This is a genomic window from Xanthomonas massiliensis (assembly GCF_900018785.1).
GTDB classification, from domain to species: Bacteria; Pseudomonadota; Gammaproteobacteria; order Xanthomonadales; family Xanthomonadaceae; genus Xanthomonas_B; species Xanthomonas_B massiliensis.
The window spans coordinates 139,885-157,928 of the sequence record NZ_FCOY01000007.1 but is presented as its reverse complement, the minus strand read 5'-3'; the positions used below and the strand labels follow the sequence as shown (position 1 = coordinate 157,928).

Genomic DNA, 18,044 nt, shown 5'->3' with positions numbered 1-18,044 from the left:
TGCAGGCTCCTTGCAACGGACGACGGCGGACCTGGGTCCGCCGTCGTGGGTGAAGCCGGGGCGGGCTGGAATCAGGCCGCGGCGCGGCCGGTTTCGTGCTGCTCCAGGTGGACGTAGCCGGCCGAGCGCAGCTCCTCGGTATCGAAATCGTCCACCGAGATCGTGTCCAGGGTGATCTCGCGCAGTTCCTCCAGCTGGCTGCGCTCCTCGGCGGTGATCACCCCGCCGCGCACCGCTTCCTCCAGCTGTCCGGCGAATTCCAGGGCCTGGATCCTGCCGGCCTTGATCGCCTTGAGCAGCTTGCGCTCCACCGGCTCGGCGGCCACCGCCTTGGCCAGGTAGCTGGCGATGCGCCCGCCCGGGTTGTGCTCGCCCGGGGTCAGGAACACGCCGTGGGCCAGGCGGTCGCGCGCTTCGTTGGTGGACATCAGCAGCGAGGCCACGCGATGGCCGAGGCGATCGCCGGGAGCCTCGGCACGGCGGCCGAACGGGAAGATCAGCGCCCACAGCGCCCAGCCGACCGGACGGATCGGGAAGTTGCGCAGCGCGGCCGACAATGCCTCCTCGATCTTGTGCACGCTGTCGTGGAAGGCCCAGGCCAGCAGCGGCTTGTCGACTTCCGGCGCGCCCTCGTCGTGGTAGCGCTTGAGCATCGCGCTGGTCATGTAGACGTGGCTGAGCACGTCGCCCAGGCGCCCGGACAGGGACTCCTTGAACTTCAGCTTGCCGCCGAGCATCAGCATCGACACGTCGGCCATCAGCGCCAGGTTGGCCGAATAGCGGTCGAGCTTGCGGAAGTAGCGGCGGGTGTAGGCATCGCCCGGCGCCGCGCCGAACTTGGCGGCGGTGATGCCGAACCAGAACGAGCGCACCGCGTTGGAGATGCCGAAGCGGATGTGGCCGAACAGGCTCCGATCGAAGGCCTCGATGCCGGCGCGGCGATCCGGGTCCTGCGCCGCCTTCATTTCCTGCAGCACCCACGGGTGGCACAGGATCGCGCCCTGGCCGAAGATCAGCAGGCTGCGGGTCATGATGTTGGCGCCCTCGACCGTGATCGCGATCGGCGAGGCCTGCCAGCTGCGGCCGGCGAAGTTGCGCGGCCCCAGGATGATGCCCTTGCCGCCGATGATGTCCATCACGTCGGCGATGCATTCGCGGCTCATCGAAGTGCAGTGGTACTTGGCGATGGCCGAGGGCACCGACGGCACGTCGCCGCGGTCCACCGCCGCGGCGGTGGCCTGCGACAGCGCGCTGATCTTGTAGGCCTTGCCGCCGATGCGTGCCAGCGCCTCTTCCACGCCCTCGAAGCGGCCGACCGACATGCCGAACTGCTTGCGGATGCGCGCATAGGCGCCGGTGATCACCGCGCCGGCCTTGGCGCCGCCGCTGGCGGTGGAGGGCAGGGTGATCGAGCGGCCCACGGCCAGGCACTCGTTGAGCATGTTCCAGCCCTTGCCGGCCCAGTCGGGCCCGCCGACCAGCTGGCTCAGCGGGATGAACACGTCCTTGCCGCGCACCGGTCCGTTCTGGAACGGCGAGTTGAGCGGGAAATGGCGGCGGCCCACTTCGACGCCGGCGGTCTCGCGCGGCAGCAGCGCCAGGGTGATGCCGATGTCGCGGGTCTCGCCGAGCAGGCCGTCCGGGTCGTACATGCGGAAGGCCAGGCCGATGATCGTCGCCACCGGCGCCAGGGTGATGTAGCGCTTGTCGAAGGTCAGGCGCACGCCGAGCACGTTGGCGCCGTTCCACTCGCCCTTGCAGACGATGCCGTAGTCGGGGATGGAGGTGGCGTCGGAGCCGGCGAACGGGCCGGTCAGGCCGAAGCACGGCACTTCCTGGCCGGCGGCCAGGCGCGGCAGGTAGTAGTCCTTCTGCTCGCGGGTGCCGTAGTGGACCAGCAGCTCGCCCGGGCCGAGCGAATTGGGCACGCCGACGGTGGAGCTGACCACGCTGGAGATCGAGGCGATCTTCTGGATCACCTTGTGGTGGGCCAGCGCGGAGAAGCCCAGGCCGCCGTATTCCTTCGGGATGATCATGCCGAAGAACTTGTTCTTCTTGATGAAGTCCCACACCTGCGGCGGCAGGTCGGCACGGACGTGGGTGATCTCCCAGTCGTCGATCATCTTGCACAGCTCCTCGACCGGGCCGTCGAGGAAGGCCTGCTCCTCGGCACTGAGCTGCGGCTTGGGGTAGTCCAGCAGCTTCTGCCAGTCCGGATCGCCGGTGAACAGCTCGCCCTCGAAGCCGACCGAGCCGGTCTCCAGGGCGATGCGCTCGGTCTGCGACAGCGGCGGCAGCACCTTGCGGAACACGCCCAGCAGCGGCGTGGTCAGCAGCGGCTTGCGGATGAACGGCAGCAGCACCGGCACGGCGACCAGCGCGACGATCACCGCCGCCACGATCGTGGCGCCATGGCTGGCCCCGAGCAGCCAGCACGCCACCAGCAGCACGGCGCTGATGGCCGTCCACGCGGCGAGCCGTAGGCGGTGGTAGGCGGCGAAGCCGCCCGCCAGCAGGATCAGGAGGAAGGGAACGACGATGCTCATGGATGGGCTCCGGTGACGTACTCGGTGGCGGACGTTGCACGGGTGGGGGCCGTGGGCAGAGCGTCCAGGTAATCCAGCACAGTGGCGGTAAAGGCGGTGTTGTCGTCGCCGGCCACCATGTGCGTGGCCTGCGGCAGTTCGACGTGGGTGGCGTGTGGCGCCAGCGCGAGGAATTCGGTGACGGTCTGCGGCGTGACCAAGTCGCTGCGCCCGCCACTAACCAGCAGGATCGGGCAGCGGACCTGGCGTGCCGCCTCGGCCAGCGCGTGCTGGTGGCGCTCGCTGTCGCGGGCCAGTTCCTCGACCAGACGCGGGTCCCAGTGCCATTGCCAGCGGCCGGCCTCGTCGCGATGCAGCAACGCCTGCAATGCCCCGGCCGACTTGCGCGGACGGTGCGGCAGGTAGGCCGCGATGGCGTCGGCAGCATGCTCGAGCGAATCGAATCCTGCCGGATGGGCGGTCATGAACCGCAGGATGCGCTCCAGCCCGGCGGTATCCCAGCGCGGGGTGATGTCCACCAGCACCAGGGCCGAGAACAGGCCGGGCCAGCGCGCCTCGGCAAGCAGGCCGAACAGCCCGCCCATGGAGGCGGCCACCAGCGCCGGTGGCCGCGGCTGCTCGCCGGCCACGACGATGAGGTCGTCGGTGAACTGCTGGCCGTCGTAGGCGGTGCCTGCCGGATTGCGGGCGGATTCGCCGTGGCCGCGCGCGTCATAGGCCACGGCGCGGTAACCGGCACCGGCCAGCGCCAGGCCGGTGCCGGTCCAGGCGTGGCGCGTCTGGCCGAAGCCATGGGCCATGACCACCGTGCCGCGGCGATCCGTCCCGATCTGCGTGGCAGCCAGCGCCAGCCCGCCGCCGCCGCACAGGCGCAGCGGCCGGATGTCCGGCAGCGAGAGAGTCGGGGTGACCATACCCAATGGTATGGTCGGCGCCCCGGCAAAGTCAATACTGCTGGGTATGGAGAAGAGGGCCCGCCCGCCCGGGCTTGCCGATCAGACCTTAGGCTTCACCGACATACTGCAACCAACGCTGCCGTATGGTTAAATCCCCCGATGGCAGATACCGACAATTCCCAGGCGACGACTGCGCCTGTACGGCCGGGTGAAACCGGTTCCACTGCATCTTCCCGGACCCATCGGCTGAGCGCCGACGACTGGGCCCAGGCGGCGCTGGACCTGATCGCCGAGCAGGGCGTGGGAGCGGTGGCGGTGGAGCCGCTGGCGCGGCGACTGGGCGTGACCAAGGGCAGCTTCTACTGGCACTTCCCTTCGCGCGACGCGCTGCTGCAGGCGGCGCTGGAGAAGTGGGAACAGTTCGAGCAGGAAAACGTGTTCGGCTCGCTGGCCGACGTGCCCGATCCGCGCCAGCGCCTGCGCGCGCTGTTCCAGGTCGTCGCGCACGAGGTCAAGCCGCACGTGATCTACAGCGAGCTGCTCAAGGCGCTGGACCATCCTGCCGTGGGCCCGGTGATCGACCGGGTCTCCAAGAGCCGCATGGACTACCTGGTCGTCGCCTTCCGCCAGGCGGGGCTCAGCTCGACCGACGCGCGCCACCGCGCCCGCCTGGCCTACGCGGCCTATGTCGGTTTCCTGCAGCTGGCCCAGCAGTTCGAGCATCCCAAGCAGGACCGCGACGATTTCGAGGCCTATGTCGAGCACGTCATCGCGACGCTGATCCCGGCGTAACCGCACCGCGTTGCCGATGGGGCGGCAACCGAGGCTTCACTCGTCAGGCCGTCGCCTGGCAGATGCTGCAAGGCCCGGACGCGGCCGCGCCGGGTGGTCAATGTGCCGAACCTGGACGATCGTCGTGCACGGGTGTGGCGTGCCGATGTCCGGTGCCGGAACAATGCCTTGCCAGCGGCTCGATGGCGTCGCCAGTCCTGCGCGAGGCGAGGGCCGTTCAGCGAATCGTTGCCGGTTTCACGCCAAACGGCCGCGGCAGACGGCCATCGATGCTTCGATCGAGCCGCGGGGAGCCCGGCTGCTTCTCCGTACGGGAGAAGCGTCCCTACGCCGGTTCCTTGGAGCGCTTGCCAAGCCGACTATCAGGCGGACCACTCAACAAGCGGGCGACCCAAAAAGAAAGCGGCCCCGTTTCCGGGGCCGCTCTGCATTGCCGGTGACTGCTTAGATCAGAAGCGCTGGGTGTACTGCATGAACACGTAGCGATCGTAGTCCAGCATCGGGTCGATCGACGACGAGCTGTTGTTGTCGAGCGAGTAGGTGATCGGCGGCTTCTTGTCCCAGACGTTGCGGGCGCCCACGGTGACCGTGCCGTTCCAGGGCGCGTTCCAGGTCAGCGAAACGTCCTGATAGGTGATCGCTCCCTTCTTGTTGGCGCCGTCGCCGCCACCCCAGCCCGCGTTCGGGGTGGTGTAGCCCGGGTCGTTGCACTCCACGTCGGTATCCCAGCAGTAGTCGCGGAAACCGCCGTAGTAGCGCAGGTCCCAGCTCGCCGACAGGTCGCCCTTCTTCCAGTTCACGCCGAAGGTGCCACGCACGCGCGGGAAGTTCCAGTAACCGGCGTAGTCGCTCCAGCCCGCGTCGGAGGTGCTCTGCTCGCGGAACTTGGACAGGTAGTTGGCATCCAGCGTGAAGGTGAACTGGCCGACGCCGAATTCCGGCAGCCGGTAGTTCACGCCGACGTTATAGCCCTCGGTTTCCATCTGGCCCAGGTTGGCGTTGCCGCGGCTCAGGCTCACCACCTGGCCGGAGGTGGCATCACGCGCGTACTGGTCGCAGTACTGGGCCGAACCGGCCAGGTAGCACTGGTTCAGCACGTAGTCCGCGCTGATCGCCGTGATCATGTTGTACACGGAGATCCGGTACCAATCGACCGACACGTTCAGGCCCTCGGCCCAGCTCGGGCTGTAGACCAGGCCGATGGTGCGGGTACGGCTGGTCTCGGGCTTGAGCGAATCGTTGCCGACGCCGGCCTGGAACGGGGTGTTGCCCTGGGTGTCACGTGCGGTCACCGGGTTGCCGGCACTGTCGGTCTGGCGGAAGTCCGAAGCCAGGCCTTCGGCCGAGCAGCGGGCATCGACCGCCGGGTTGCCGCGCGAGCCGAACTGGGCATCGCAGGGATCGGTGTAGTAGTCGAAGGTCTGCGTGCCACCGCCGAAGGTGTCGTCCAGGGTCGGGGCGCGGAAGCCCTTGCCGTAGGTGCCACGCACCAGCAGGTCGTCGAACGGCTTCCAGGTCAGGCTGAACTTGGTGTTGGTGGTGCTGCCGAAGTTCGAGTAGTCCGAGTACCGGCCGGCGATGTCGAAGGAGAGCTCCTTGGCGAAGGGGCGATCCTTCAGCACCGGGATCATGAATTCCAGGTAGGCCTCGTTGACGTTGTAGCTGCCCTTGGTCGCCCAGCCGGCCAGGTCGGTGGTGTAACCGGCGCTGCTCATCTGGTCGGGATAGTCGTAGCCGTTCACCTTGCGGTGCTCGACGCCGGCAGCGAACGAGAACTCACCCGCATCGCCCGGCATGTCGAACAGGCCGCCGGTGACGTCGGCGAAGACCTGCTTGGTCACCGATTGCAGCGACGACTGGCCGAGGGTGCTGATGTAGGCCAACGCATCGGCGGTCGAGGCCGATGGGCCACCCAGGATGTTGAACGGGGTGCACTGGCCCAGGCCCATGCTGGTCCCCAGCGGGATCGGGTTGTCGGCGGTGCCGCACTGGACGACGCCCTCGCTGTTGAGGAACGACGGGCCGAGGGCCTTCTGCAGCGCCAGCAGGTTGACGTTGCCGGTCGAGGTCGTGTGGACCTCGAACTTGTTGTAGTTCAGGCCCGCGTCCCAGTTCCAGCCGTGGTCGCCGACGTTGAAGCTGCCTTCCAGCGACGAGTCGATGTGCAGGCTCTTGGCGTTGTTGCGGGTGACGCGCGGCATCTCGACCATGCGCCGGTAGAACGTCAGGTCGTATCCCGGCATCGGGTTGTAGTAGCTGTCGCCGTCGATGTAGACCGGGAACGACGGCTGGGAGCCGGAGGTGAGCGGATAGCCGGCGACCTGCGCGGTCGACTCGCGGTCGGTGTACATCGCCGTGGTCTTCCACGTGATGTTGTCGGTGACGTCGTAGGAGGCCGAGGTGAAGACCGACTTGCTGGTGGTCTTCTGCGCCAGCATCATCTGCTGGGTGGGATTGTAGTAGTCGTCGATGCCGACAGGGGTATGGTAGTTGCCAAGATCGGTGGCGTCGGCACCGACACCGTTGCCATCCCACGTGCCGGTGTGGTTGATGACCCAATTGTTCGGTACCCAAACGCCCCGGCTGTTGTAAACGCCGGCGCCGGCAGTGCCCTCGGCGCGCGGGTCGGTGAAGCGACCCCAGGGGCCGGTGCCGGAGAGGCCATCCTCGGCATGGTTCGGGCCATAGGTGTAGCGAGTCAGTTCGCGGTCCTTGGCCCACACCGGATCTTCGTTGGTATAGCTGGCGCCGAAGATGATCGAGGAGCGCTCGCCGGTGCTGCCCATGGTCAGCGAGTACTGGGTCTTGGCGCCGTCGCCCAGGCTGTTCTGGCCGTACTGGACGGAGGCTTCCACGCCGTCGAAGTTCTTGCGCAGGATGATGTTGACCACGCCGGCCACGGCATCGGAACCGTAGATCGCCGAAGCGCCGTCCTTCAGGATGTCGATGTGGTCGATCAGCGAGGTCGGGATCGTGGACAGGTCGGTGTAGCCGGCGAGGGTGGACGTCCAGCGCTTGCCGTTGACCAGCACCAGGGTGCGCTGTTCGCCGAGGTTGTAGATGTTGACGTACTGCCCGCCCTGCTCCGGGTTGGACGTCAGTACCGCGGCCTTGCTGAAGTTCTGGGTGCCGCTGATGCTCAGGTTCTGCAGAATGTCGCCGACGTTGGTCAGGCCGGAGCGCTGGATGTCCTCGTGGCTCAGGGTGAACACCGGCTGCGCGGTCTCGACGTCGACCGAGCGGATGCGCGAACCGGTGACTTCGATGCGGTCGAGGTTGGTGGGCTGGGAAGCGCTGTCCTGCGCCTGCGCGGCGCCGGCAGCGGTGCCGGCGATCAGCGCGAGCACGACGGCATCGCGCAGTTTGTTGGTCCTGCAATTCATAACGTTCTCTCTCCAAGTGGATTCTTGGGTAAAGCCAAGGATTGCCTGCAGGAGGCGCCCAAGGAGAGAGCCAAGGCCTGCAGGGTGGACCGATGGTAGTCACCTTGCAGGCCGAATTAAAGAGTCGTTAAAAGCCGTCGCGAGCGGCCGAAATCCATGTTGCAGCGCGGAATTTCCTACAAGTCCTGCTCGTAGCGGACGTAGGGCACGGTGCCCTCATCGTTGCTGCTGTTGTTCGGCGCGAACGGGTTTTTGCCGCGGCTGATCACATTTTCGGCGCCTACGGTGAGCCGGCCGCTCCATGGCGTGCGCCAGGTGACGCCCAGGCCGAGGCCTTCCCAGCGGCCCTGGCCGGGTGCATCGACGACGCGTCCGATGACGCTGGCGCTGAATGCCCCGTAACCGCCCCCGACGCTGAGGGTCTTGTTGTCCCACTGGTCGACCATTGCCGGGGTTGCATCGGCCAGGGGGACCAGGCGTGCCCGGGCATAGGTGCCGGCGATGGAGACGTAGCCTTCGGCACCGATGTTCTTCTGACCGAACACGGTCAGGTCGTTCTGCTGGACCCGCGAAGACGGGGACTTGGTGTTGCCCGTCAGCCAGGCCGGCAGCGTGCCTTGCCCGGCACCGGCGGCCACGCCGACGGTGTTGCTGCCGCGGTTGAAGGCCACGTTGGCCGAAAGGTGATGGGTGGCGGAGGAGGTGTCATCGGCGTCGTTGCCGAGCGTGGCCAACATGCAGCGGCTGGCCAGGCCCGAGATGCTGGTGCTGCCGCCGCTGTTGCACAGCAGCCCCAGGGAATCGCCCTTGGACAGGCCGAATACCGCATCGAGGGAATTGCGGCCGAAGTGCCAGCGCGCCCCGACGCCCTGCTCGCCGGTCGGTTCCAGGTAGAGCAGCGCTTCCACCTTGCCGCTGCCCTTGTTCCAGACCGGCAGGACCGTGGAGGGTTGCTGCGGAAGCGTCCTGGCCTTCGACTGTGCGTGCGCGCCCGTCGCCATCGAAAGGGCGAGCATGAAGGCCAACGGCAGGCGCATGAACGGGCTCATCGTGTCCCAAAGACCAGTGCGGAGCGTGCAAGTTCCCCAAGCGTAGGCAGGAATGCTAGGCGATTCATGATTCTTTAACAAGCGCACCGCGTCTCATTGCAGGTGCGCGGGAGGCGCCGCATGCGCCATGCGAGGGGAGAACAGAGCGGGCAGCTCGTCGCCGGGGAAACGGTACTGCTGGCCGCAGAATTCGCAGCGCACCTCGACCACGCCGCCGGTGGCCGCCGCGGCCTGGCGGGCCTCGTCCTCGCCCAGCGAACGCAGCACGTCGGCCACGCGCTCGCGCGAACACGAGCAGCCGAAGCGCAGCGGGCGCGTGCCGAGCAGCCGTGGATCCTCCTCGTGGAACAGCCGGTGCACCAGGGGGCCGGCCGCCACGGCCAGCAACTCGCGCTCGTCGAGCGTGTCAAACAGCGCCCCGATGCGGTTCCAGCCATCCGCGTCGCCGGCATCGCCCGGCAGCTTCTGCAGCAGCAGGCCGCGGGCCTGGGTGCCGTCGGCGGCGAGCAACAGGCGCGTGGGCAACTGCTCGGACTGGAGGAAATAGGCCTGGAAAGCCTCGCTCAGGCTGGGGGAGGCCAGCTCCACCAGGCTCTGGTAGCGCTGCGGTTCGCGCGGATCCAGGCCGGGATTCTCGATGGTGATGGCCAGCAGTGCGTGTTCGCCCAGCCGGAGCAGGTCCCGCGCGATGTCGGCCTGCGGCGCGTGGCGCGCGATGCCGCGGATCTGGCCGTCGGCGGCGCATTCGGCGAACAGGGTGCTCAGCGGGTCGCCGTCCGCGCGCAGCTGGATGGACAGGCGGCCGTCGACCTTGGTGTGCCCGGTGAACAGGGCGGCCGCGGCGCAGGCTTCGCCGAGCAGTTCGCGGATGGCCGGCGGGTAGTGCGCATGGGCCAGGAGCCCGGTCCAGGTCTCGTCGAGGGCGACGTGCACCCCGCGTACGCCGGCGGCCGGCAGCAGGAAGCGGAGCAGGCTGTCGCGCGATTCGGGAGCATTCATCGGAGTTTCCATGGGAAGGACGGCCGCATGGACGATAATGCGGCCCTTGTCGAGGGAAGGATGCGGGACAGATGGGGGCTCCGAGGCAGTCGCGCAAGAGCCGGCTCTGGCGCTGGTTGCTGGCCGTCCCGCTGGGATTGGCCGGCATCACCGTGCTGCAGGTGCTCGTGCTGCGTTTCATCGATCCGCCGGTGTCGGCGATGATGGTCGAGCGCCAGCTCGGGGCCTGGCTCCACGGCCAGGGCGATTTCAGCTTGCAGCATCGCTGGTGCGACCTGGAGGCGATGGCTCCCAGCGTGGGGATTTCGCTGGTGGCCGCCGAGGACCAGCGTTTCCCGTTCCACCATGGTTTCGACCTGGCCGCCATCGAGAAGGCGCGCGACCACAATGCCCGGGGCGGGCGCGTGCGTGGCGCCAGCACGATCAGCCAGCAGGTCGCCAAGAACCTGTTCCTGTGGTCCGGTCGCAGCTGGCCGCGCAAGGCGCTCGAGGCCTGGTACACCGTACTGATCGAACTGTTCTGGCCGAAACGGCGGATCCTGGAGATGTACGCCAACGTCGCCGAGTTCGGTGACGGCGTGTACGGGGCGCAAGCGGCGGCCCGCCATTTCTGGCACAAGGATGCCGCCCGCCTGACCCCGGCGCAGAGCGCCCTGCTGGCCGCGGTGCTGCCGTCGCCGCGCCGCTACGATGCCGCCCGCCCGGGGCCGTTCGTGCAGCGGCGCGCGGCGTGGATCCAGCGCCAGGCCGCGCAACTGGGCGGACCTGCCTACCTGGGGCCGCGTTGACCGCGGCTACCATGGCGCCATGACCAGACAACGATTGACGGTGGTGGTGGCCGCCTGCAACGAGGCGGCGAGCCTGCCCCGGCTGCATGCGCGCCTGCAGGCGGTGTTCGAGGCGTTGCCGCAGCTCGATCCGGGCGTACTGTATGTCGACGACGGCAGCAGCGACGACACCTGGGCGGTGATCGCCGCGCTGGCGGCGCAGGACCCGCGGGTGGAGGCACTGCGCCTGTCGCGCAACTTCGGCAAGGAAGCGGCGCTGACCGCGGGACTGGACCGGGTACGGGAAGGGGCGGCAATCCTGCTCGATGCCGACGGCCAGGACCCGCCGGAACTGATCCCGCGCCTGGTGGCGTGGTGGGCGCAGGGCTACGACAACGTCTACGGCACGCGCGTGGCACGCACGGGCGATGGTTGGCTGCGGCGCGTCACCGCCGCCGCGTTCTACCGGGTGATCGGGCACCTGTCGCGCACGCCGATCCCGGCCGACACCGGCGATTTCCGCCTGCTGTCGCCGCAGGCGCTGGCGGGACTGCGCCAGTTGCGCGAGCGCCAGCGCTTCATGAAGGGGCTGTTCGGCTGGGTCGGCCTGCGCCAGGTCGCGGTGCCCTACCATCGCCAGCCGCGCCTGGCCGGGTCCAGCAAGTTCAACCTGTGGCGGCTGTGGAACTTCGCCCTGGAGGGCATCACCAGCTTCTCCACCGCGCCGCTGCGGGTGGCGACCTACCTCGGCCTGGCCACCGCGCTGGTGGCCTTCGGCTATGCGGCCTGGATCCTGTTCAAGGCGGCGGTGTGGGGCGATCCGGTGGCCGGCTGGCCGACGATGATGACGGTCATCCTGCTGCTGGGCGGCATCCAGCTGATCGCGCTCGGCCTGATCGGCGAATACCTCGGGCGGCTGTACCTGGAGTCCAAGCAGCGGCCGCTGTACCTGGTGGCCGACGTGGTGCCGGCGCGCACCGGTGTCGCGGGCGACGACGACCGCCCCTGATCGCCGCGGCGCATCGTCACTCCGTATCGGCGACCTCGACGCGATCGCGCCCGCCTTCCTTGGCCCGGTACAGCGCCGCATCGGCCCGCTCCAGTACCGCGCCCACGTCATCGGCCGTGGCCGGCCAATGGGCCACGCCGATGGACACGGTGATCGGCGTGCCGGTCGGCGAGGGCGCGTCGGCCAGGCGCCCGCGCAGGCGCGTGGCCGCGGCCAGCGCCTGCTCCGGGGGCATGCCCGGCAGGAGCACGGTGAATTCCTCGCCGCCGCTGCGGCACGGGACATCGTCCGGACGGAAGCTGCGCTGCAGCAGTTCGCCGAAGAAGCGCAGCACCTCGTCGCCCTTGGCGTGCCCCCAGCGGTCGTTGACCTGCTTGAAGTGGTCGATGTCCAGCATCAGCACGGCGAAGGGCTGGCGCCGGGCGGTCCAGTCGTCCAGGCAGGCCTGCATGCCGCGGCGGTTGACCAGCCCGGTGAGCGGGTCGGTGGTGGATTCGCGGTTGAGCACGCGGATCTTGCGGTCCAGCAATGCCAGACCGGTGAGGATCGATTTCTTCAGCTGCGCAGCCTCGAAGTACCAGGCGCGCACGCTGGCGATGGCCTGCTGCGAGTCGGGACCGTCCATTCCCCTGGCGCGCCGCGCCAGTTGCCACAGCGGCCGCGCGATCAGCCGCGAGAACAGCCACAGGCCGATCAGCGCCAGCAGGAACAGCGGCAGGGTGTAGAGCAAGGTGAGCGGCACGGTGTGGTCCAGCTCGGCCAGGGCGGCCCTGGCCGGCCGTTGCGAGACAATGCCCCAGTCGGTGTCGCGCATCGCCGAGAACCCGGCCAGCATGTCCATGCCGCGGCTGTTGACCGCGCGCAGGCTGCCGGTGGCGCCCGCCATCGCCTGGCGGGTGATCGGGGTGGGGGGCGTGGGCTTGCCGATGCGTTCGCGGTCGGGGTGGTAGAGGATGTCGCCGTGCCGGTCCACCACGTACAGGTAGGAGCCGTCCTGGTAGTAGTGCTGGCCGAGGATGGTCTGCAGCAGGTTGCGTTCCTGCAGGTAGATGGTGCCGGCCACGAACCCGAGGTAGTGCCCGTCGGCATCGCGGATCGGGTGGGTGATCATGATGACCAGCCGCCCGGTGGCGCCGGTGAAGGGCGGGGTGACCAGCGGCTCGCGCTGCTCGAGCGAGAGCCGGGTGCCGCGGCTGGTCAGCTCGCGTCCCACCAGTCCCAGCCCGGCGGGCGCGTTGGCCAGTACCCGGCCGTGCGCGTCGATCACCAGCACGGAGTTGTAGTTGTTGGCCTGTCCGCGCAGCCGCGCGGCCTCGGCCAGCAGCGTCTGCCGCTGCGGCCAGTGCCGGCCCATCAGCGTGGCCGAATAGGCCATTTCGTGCTGCAGGGCGTCGATGTAGTTGTCGGCGGTCTCGGCCAGCTTGCGCGCATAGACGCGGTTGGCCTCCAGGGTGTTGCGCACGAGCATCTCGTGCTGCACCCGGTGGCTGGCATAGAGGGCGCTGAGCAGGGTGAACACCACCGAGGCGACCGACAGCAGCAGGATCAGCTGGCGCAGGTTGAAGCGGGGCATCCGGTTGCCGGGGGATGTCACGGGACGGGCGGGGAACGGGCGAGGGGCGGCCAATCTACCGGATCGGCCGTGAAGTGCCGGCGCCGCTCAGAGCACCTGCGAGGTCACCGCGACGAAATGGCAGACGCTGCCGGCCAGGACGAACAGGTGCCAGATGGCGTGGAAGTAGCGGATCGAGTCGCGCTGGTAGAAATAGGTACCCAGCGTGTAGAACACGCCGCCGGCCAGCAGCCAGCCCAGCGTCCAGGCGTCCACCGACCTGAGCAGCGGCGCGAGGGCGACCACGATCAGCCAGCCCATGGCGAGGTAGAGCAGGGTCGACAGCAGCCGGAAACGGCCGGTGTAGAACAGCTTGAACGCCACGCCCGCCACGGCGATGGCCCAGATCGCGGCGAACAGGCTCCAGCCCCAGGGCCCGCGCATCGAGACCAGCAGGAACGGGGTATAGGTGCCGGCGATCAGCAGGTAGATGCAGCAATGGTCGAACACCTGCAGCCGCGCCTTGGCGCCCGGGTGCGGGATCGCGTGGTACAGGGTGGAGGCCACGTACAGCAGCAACAGGGTGACGCTGAACACGATGGACGTGCCCAGTTGCCAGCCGTCGCCATAGATCGCCGAGAGCGTGATCAGCACGGCACCGCCGGCCAGCGCGGCGATCGCGCCCAAGCCATGGGTGAGCGCGCTGGCCAGCTCGTCGCGGAAGTCGGTGGAGGGGGCGGCGTGGGCGTCCATCAGCCCACACGGTAATCCAATCGCGAGCGGTTCGCATCTGCGCCGGGCCGGCGCCGGCACCCCGGTTTAGCCGGCGGACGGATTCACCCCGGCCGGTTCATCCGGCGATGCTGGCGGCATGCTCGCGGGTGGCATCGAACTGCACGCCGGGCGCGCGCTCGCGGGCCAGCTCCAGGTTGACCCGGGTCGGTGCCAGGTAGACCAGTTCGCCGGCCGCGTCCAGGGACAGGTGCAGGGCGTTCTTCTCGCGGAACTCCTCCAGCGTCCTGGTGTCGTCGCAGCGGATCCAGCGGGCGGTGGTCACGGCCACCGGCTCGAAGCTGGCGTCCACGCCGTACTCGTCCTTGAGCCGGTAGGCGACCACGTCGAACTGCAGCACGCCGACCGCGCCGAGGATCAGGTCGTTGCTCATCAGCGGGCGGAAGAACTGGGTGGCGCCTTCCTCGGACAGCTGCGCCAGGCCCTTCTGCAACTGCTTGAGCTTGAGCGGGTCGCGCAGGCGCGCGCGCCGGAACAGCTCCGGGGCGAAGTTGGGGATGCCGGTGAACTGCAGCTTCTCGCCCTCGGTGAAGGTGTCGCCGATGGCGATCGTGCCGTGGTTGTGGATGCCGATCACGTCGCCGGGGAAGGCGCTCTCGGCGATCTCGCGGTCCGAGGCCATGAAGGTCAGCGCGTTGGCCAGCTTCACTTCCTTGCCGGTGCGCACGTGGAAGGCCTTCATGCCGGCAACGAACTTGCCCGAGCACACGCGCATGAACGCGACCCGGTCGCGGTGCTGCGGGTCCATGTTGGCCTGGATCTTGAACACGAAACCGCTGAGCTTTTCCTCGTCCGGCTGCACGATGCGGCCGGTGGTGGCGTGCGGTTGCGGCGGCGGCGCGTGGGCGACGAAGAAGTCCAGCAGCGGCTGCACGCCGAAGTTGTTGACCGCCGAGCCGAAGAACACCGGCGTCTGCCGGCCGGCCAGGTACTCGGCCTCGTCGAACGGGTCGCTGGCGCCCTGCACCAGCTCCAGTTCCTCGCGCAGCTCGGCCAGCATCTGCGCGCCGATGCGCGCCTCCAGCGCCGGGTCGTCGATCGAGGCGAAGATGGTCGAATCCTGGCGGGTGAAGTTGCGTCCGGCCTCGTACAGGTGGACCTCGCCGGTGACCAGGTGGACCACGCCCTTCAGGCGCTGGCCCATGCCGATCGGCCAGGTGACCGGCGCGCACTTGATGCCCAGCACGGTCTCCACTTCGTCGAGCAGCTCGATCGGTTCCTTGCCCTCGCGGTCGAGCTTGTTGACGAAGGTCATGATCGGGGTGTCGCGCAGCCGGCACACCTCCATCAGCTTGATGGTGCGTTCCTCCACGCCCTTGGCCACGTCGATCACCATCAGCGCCGAGTCCACCGCGGTGAGCACGCGGTAGGTGTCCTCGCCGAAGTCGGCGTGGCCGGGGGTGTCGAGCAGGTTGACGATCTTGTCCTCGTAGGGGAACTGCATCACCGAGGAGGTGACCGAGATGCCGCGCTCCTTCTCCAGCGCCATCCAGTCCGAGGTGGCGTGGCGGGCGGCCTTGCGGCCCTTGACCGAGCCGGCCATCTGGATCGCCCCGCCGAACAGCAGCAGCTTCTCGGTCAGCGTGGTCTTGCCGGCGTCGGGGTGGGAGATGATGGCGAAAGTGCGGCGGCGCGCGGCTTCCTGGGAGACTTCGGACATGGGGACGGCGCTCCGGAGGGGGCGCGAAGGGCAGAGGGAAGAGGACGATTATAGCGGCCGGCCGGAGCGCGAGGATCCGCCGCCCGGGCCCGGGCGGCGGACGATGCGGTCAGGGCGGCGGCTGCGCGGCCCCGGCCGGCATGCGTGCGAACCCCGCCAGCAGCGGCAGGACCTCCTGCAGGTAGTCCAGCTTGCCGACGAAGGCGTCCGCCCCGGCCTGGCGGGCGTATTCCCGGTGCACCGCGTCGTCGAAGTGGCTGGCGAGGATGACGCGGGGCGGATCCGGCAGGGACTTGATGAGGCGGGTGGCCTGCAGGCCGTCCATGCCGGGCATGGCCAGGTCCATCAGCACCACGTCCGGCGCCAGCAGGCGCACGGCGCGCAGCGCCTCCTGCCCGTTGCCGGCGCTGGCGACCACGTGCAGCCAGGGGTGGCGGCGGAACTGGCGTACGAGCGCATTGACCACGCCGGCGTGGTCGTCCACCAGCAGCACCGCGAGCGAGGGCGGCATCCTTTCCCCGGCGGCATCGGCAGCCATGCGCGTCGGGTTCAGAGCAGCTCGTCGCGGTGGCGGGCGGCGAGCAGCAGCAGCTGGTTGGCGCGCCGGCAGCCGAGCGTCTCCATCATCCGCGCACGGTGGGTCTCCACGGTCTTGCCGCTGATGCCGAGCTCGGCGGCGATTTCCTTGGTGCTCAGCCCGCGGCCGAGCATGCGCAGGATCTGGCGCTGGCGCGGCGGCAGCGACGCCACGCCGGTGAGCCGCTCCCGGCCCAGCACCGGCGCCAGGATCCTGGCCGAGATCTGCGGGCTCAGGAACACCTGGCCGGAGCCGGCCGCGCGCAGGGCCAGCTCCAGCTCCTCGGGCGCGGCGTCCTTGACCAGGAAGCCGGCGGCCCCGCGGTCCAGCGATTCGCGCACGTGCACGGTATCGTCGTACATCGACATGACCACCACGCGCGTGGCGGGCAGGGCTTGGAGGATCTCGCTCATCGCCTCCAGCCCGCTGCGGTCCGGCAGCGACAGGTCCATCAGCACGACGTCGGGCCGGTGTGCCTGCGCCATCGCCAGGGCCTGGTCGGCGTTGCCGGCCTCGGCCACGACCTCGATGTCGGCGCTGGCCTGCAGCAGCTTGGCCAGCCCGGCGCGGACCAGCTGGTGATCGTCGACGATGAGGATGCGCACGCGCCACGGGTCGGGAGACGGGACTCCACCTTAGTGCACCGGTCCGGCCCGGTTCAAATGCCCCCGGCCGCGGCGGCGCCGTTTCGCGGCCCGCGCGCGGCCACGTGCAGCCATTTATAGTGGCGCCGTCGTCCCTCGCATGCGTTGCCGTGGCTTCCGATCCATCTGCAGGGCCCTGCCTGCCGCCAGCTCCCCTGCCGTCGCCCGCGGTGCTCCGGGCCCTGGGCGACGCCATGGCCGAGGGCGTGGTGCTGTTCGACGCGCAGGGCCGGCTGGCGTTCGCCAACCGGGCGGGAGGGGGCCTGCTGGCGACCCTGGGATGCGACGGGAACGGAACGGCGCCGGGCACCCGGCTGCTGGGCCTGCTGCCGGCCGGCGCGGGCGAGCAGGCACGGCGCCAGGCGGCCTGGGCCGGCAGCCTGCCGATCGGCGAGCACGTGATGATCGTACACCTGTACTTCCAGCATCCGGAGGGACAGGCCGCCGGCGCCTACCTGGCCGTGTTCCACACCATGGAGGGGCGCCAGGACTACGAACGCGAGCTGCAGCAGCGCCACGAGGAACTGCGCCAGGCCTACTTGCGCCTCAACGGCGCCCAGGAGAAGCTGCTGCAGTCGGAGAAGATGGCTTCCATCGGCCAGCTGGCCGCCGGCGTCGCCCACGAGATCAACAACCCGATCGGCTACGTGCATTCCAACCTGGGCAGCCTGCAGGAATACCTGCGCAGCCTGTTCACGCTGATCGACGCCTACGAGCGCGCGCTGCGCTCGCCGGACCCGAAGGCGCTGGTCGCCGAGATCGACGACATCCGCACGCGCTTCGACATCGATTTCATCAGCCGCGACCTGCCGCAGCTGATGGCCGAGTCGCGCGAGGGCATCGAGCGCGTCACCCGCATCGTGCGCGATCTGAAGGATTTCTCGTACTCTGACCGCGCCGAGTCCTGGAAGATGGCCGACCTGCATGCCGGCCTGGACTCGACCATCAACATCATCTGGAACGAGCTCAAGTACAAGGTCGCGCTGGAACGCCACTACGGCGAGCTGCCGCTGGTGGAATGCCTGCCCTCCGAGCTCAACCAGGTCTACATGAACCTGCTGCTCAACGCCGGCCAGGCGATCGTCGAGCGCGGCACCATTGCCGTGGCCACCGGGCACGAGGGCGGGACCGTGTGGCTCGAGTTCCGCGACACCGGCCCGGGCATCGCGCCGGCGCTGCTCAACCGCATCTTCGATCCGTTCTTCACCACCAAGCCGGCCGGGCGCGGCACCGGGCTGGGGCTGTCGATCTCCTACAGCATCGTGGCCAAGCACCACGGGCGCATCGAGGCCAGCAGCCCGCCCGGCCAGGGCGCCCGCTTCCGCATCGTGCTGCCGGTGCGCCAGCCGCCGCGGTGACGCCGGGGTATCCGCGGGGT

Annotated in this window: 14 protein-coding genes; 4 read left to right on the top strand and 10 right to left on the bottom strand. The window is 69.0% G+C overall.

The features are described from left to right. Positions 1-71: 71 nt before the first annotated feature. Positions 72-2,546, bottom strand: coding sequence for an acyl-CoA dehydrogenase (locus tag BN3794_RS10855; RefSeq protein WP_066097349.1), 2,475 nt, complete (start codon positions 2,544-2,546; stop codon positions 72-74). Then, positions 2,543-3,460 (bottom strand): alpha/beta fold hydrolase, encoded by a 918-nt coding sequence (locus BN3794_RS10850; protein WP_066097348.1) that lies wholly within the window; start codon positions 3,458-3,460, stop codon positions 2,543-2,545. The genes BN3794_RS10855 and BN3794_RS10850 overlap by 4 nt, the downstream gene beginning before the upstream one ends. A 141-nt stretch (positions 3,461-3,601) precedes the next feature. Here BN3794_RS10850 and BN3794_RS10845 point away from each other — a divergent pair, with 141 nt between their 5' ends. After that, positions 3,602-4,234, top strand: coding sequence for a TetR/AcrR family transcriptional regulator (locus tag BN3794_RS10845; protein WP_066097347.1), 633 nt, complete (start codon positions 3,602-3,604; stop codon positions 4,232-4,234). Between the two features lie 449 nt (positions 4,235-4,683). Here BN3794_RS10845 and BN3794_RS10840 read toward each other — a convergent pair whose 3' ends face one another. The 3 genes from BN3794_RS10840 to hslO form a co-directional block, all read right to left on the bottom strand. Beyond that, entirely contained in the window at positions 4,684-7,617 is a 2,934-nt protein-coding gene (locus BN3794_RS10840) for a TonB-dependent receptor plug domain-containing protein (protein ID WP_066097346.1), read from the bottom strand. 176 nt (positions 7,618-7,793) lie between these two features. Next, on the bottom strand, positions 7,794-8,633 hold the full coding sequence (locus BN3794_RS10835; RefSeq protein ID WP_187128072.1) for an XOO1806 family protein: 840 nt from the start codon (positions 8,631-8,633) through the stop codon (positions 7,794-7,796). Between the two features lie 126 nt (positions 8,634-8,759). Then, a complete protein-coding gene (hslO, locus tag BN3794_RS10830; RefSeq protein WP_147675751.1) occupies positions 8,760-9,665 on the bottom strand; it encodes an Hsp33 family molecular chaperone HslO in 906 nt (301 codons plus the stop codon). A gap of 71 nt (positions 9,666-9,736) precedes the next feature. On the opposite strand from hslO, the gene mtgA reads away from it, so the two are divergent. After that, on the top strand, positions 9,737-10,453 hold the full coding sequence (mtgA, locus tag BN3794_RS10825) for a monofunctional biosynthetic peptidoglycan transglycosylase (RefSeq protein ID WP_066097343.1): 717 nt from the start codon (positions 9,737-9,739) through the stop codon (positions 10,451-10,453). Positions 10,454-10,472: 19 nt separating this feature from the next. Then, positions 10,473-11,441 (top strand): glycosyltransferase family 2 protein, encoded by a 969-nt coding sequence (locus BN3794_RS10820; RefSeq protein ID WP_066097342.1) that lies wholly within the window; start codon positions 10,473-10,475, stop codon positions 11,439-11,441. A gap of 16 nt (positions 11,442-11,457) precedes the next feature. Here BN3794_RS10820 and BN3794_RS10815 read toward each other — a convergent pair whose 3' ends face one another. The 5 genes from BN3794_RS10815 to BN3794_RS10795 form a co-directional block, all read right to left on the bottom strand. Beyond that, positions 11,458-13,014: a GGDEF domain-containing protein gene (locus BN3794_RS10815; protein ID WP_066097341.1), complete on the bottom strand. Its 1,557-nt coding sequence runs from the start codon at positions 13,012-13,014 to the stop codon at positions 11,458-11,460. 87 nt (positions 13,015-13,101) lie between these two features. Continuing rightward, on the bottom strand, positions 13,102-13,746 hold the full coding sequence (trhA, locus tag BN3794_RS10810; protein WP_066097340.1) for a PAQR family membrane homeostasis protein TrhA: 645 nt from the start codon (positions 13,744-13,746) through the stop codon (positions 13,102-13,104). 97 nt (positions 13,747-13,843) lie between these two features. After that, positions 13,844-15,445: a peptide chain release factor 3 gene (locus BN3794_RS10805; RefSeq protein ID WP_066097339.1), complete on the bottom strand. Its 1,602-nt coding sequence runs from the start codon at positions 15,443-15,445 to the stop codon at positions 13,844-13,846. Positions 15,446-15,554: 109 nt separating this feature from the next. Beyond that, positions 15,555-15,956, bottom strand: coding sequence for a response regulator (locus BN3794_RS10800; protein WP_066097338.1), 402 nt, complete (start codon positions 15,954-15,956; stop codon positions 15,555-15,557). Between the two features lie 38 nt (positions 15,957-15,994). Beyond that, positions 15,995-16,627 carry a response regulator gene (locus BN3794_RS10795; protein ID WP_066097337.1) on the bottom strand — a complete coding sequence of 211 codons (633 nt, stop codon included), beginning with the start codon at positions 16,625-16,627 and terminating at the stop codon, positions 15,995-15,997. Positions 16,628-16,836: 209 nt separating this feature from the next. Between BN3794_RS10795 and BN3794_RS10790 the strand changes: the two genes are divergently transcribed. Continuing rightward, on the top strand, positions 16,837-18,024 hold the full coding sequence (locus tag BN3794_RS10790; protein ID WP_425476715.1) for an ATP-binding protein: 1,188 nt from the start codon (positions 16,837-16,839) through the stop codon (positions 18,022-18,024). Positions 18,025-18,044 lie beyond the last annotated feature (20 nt).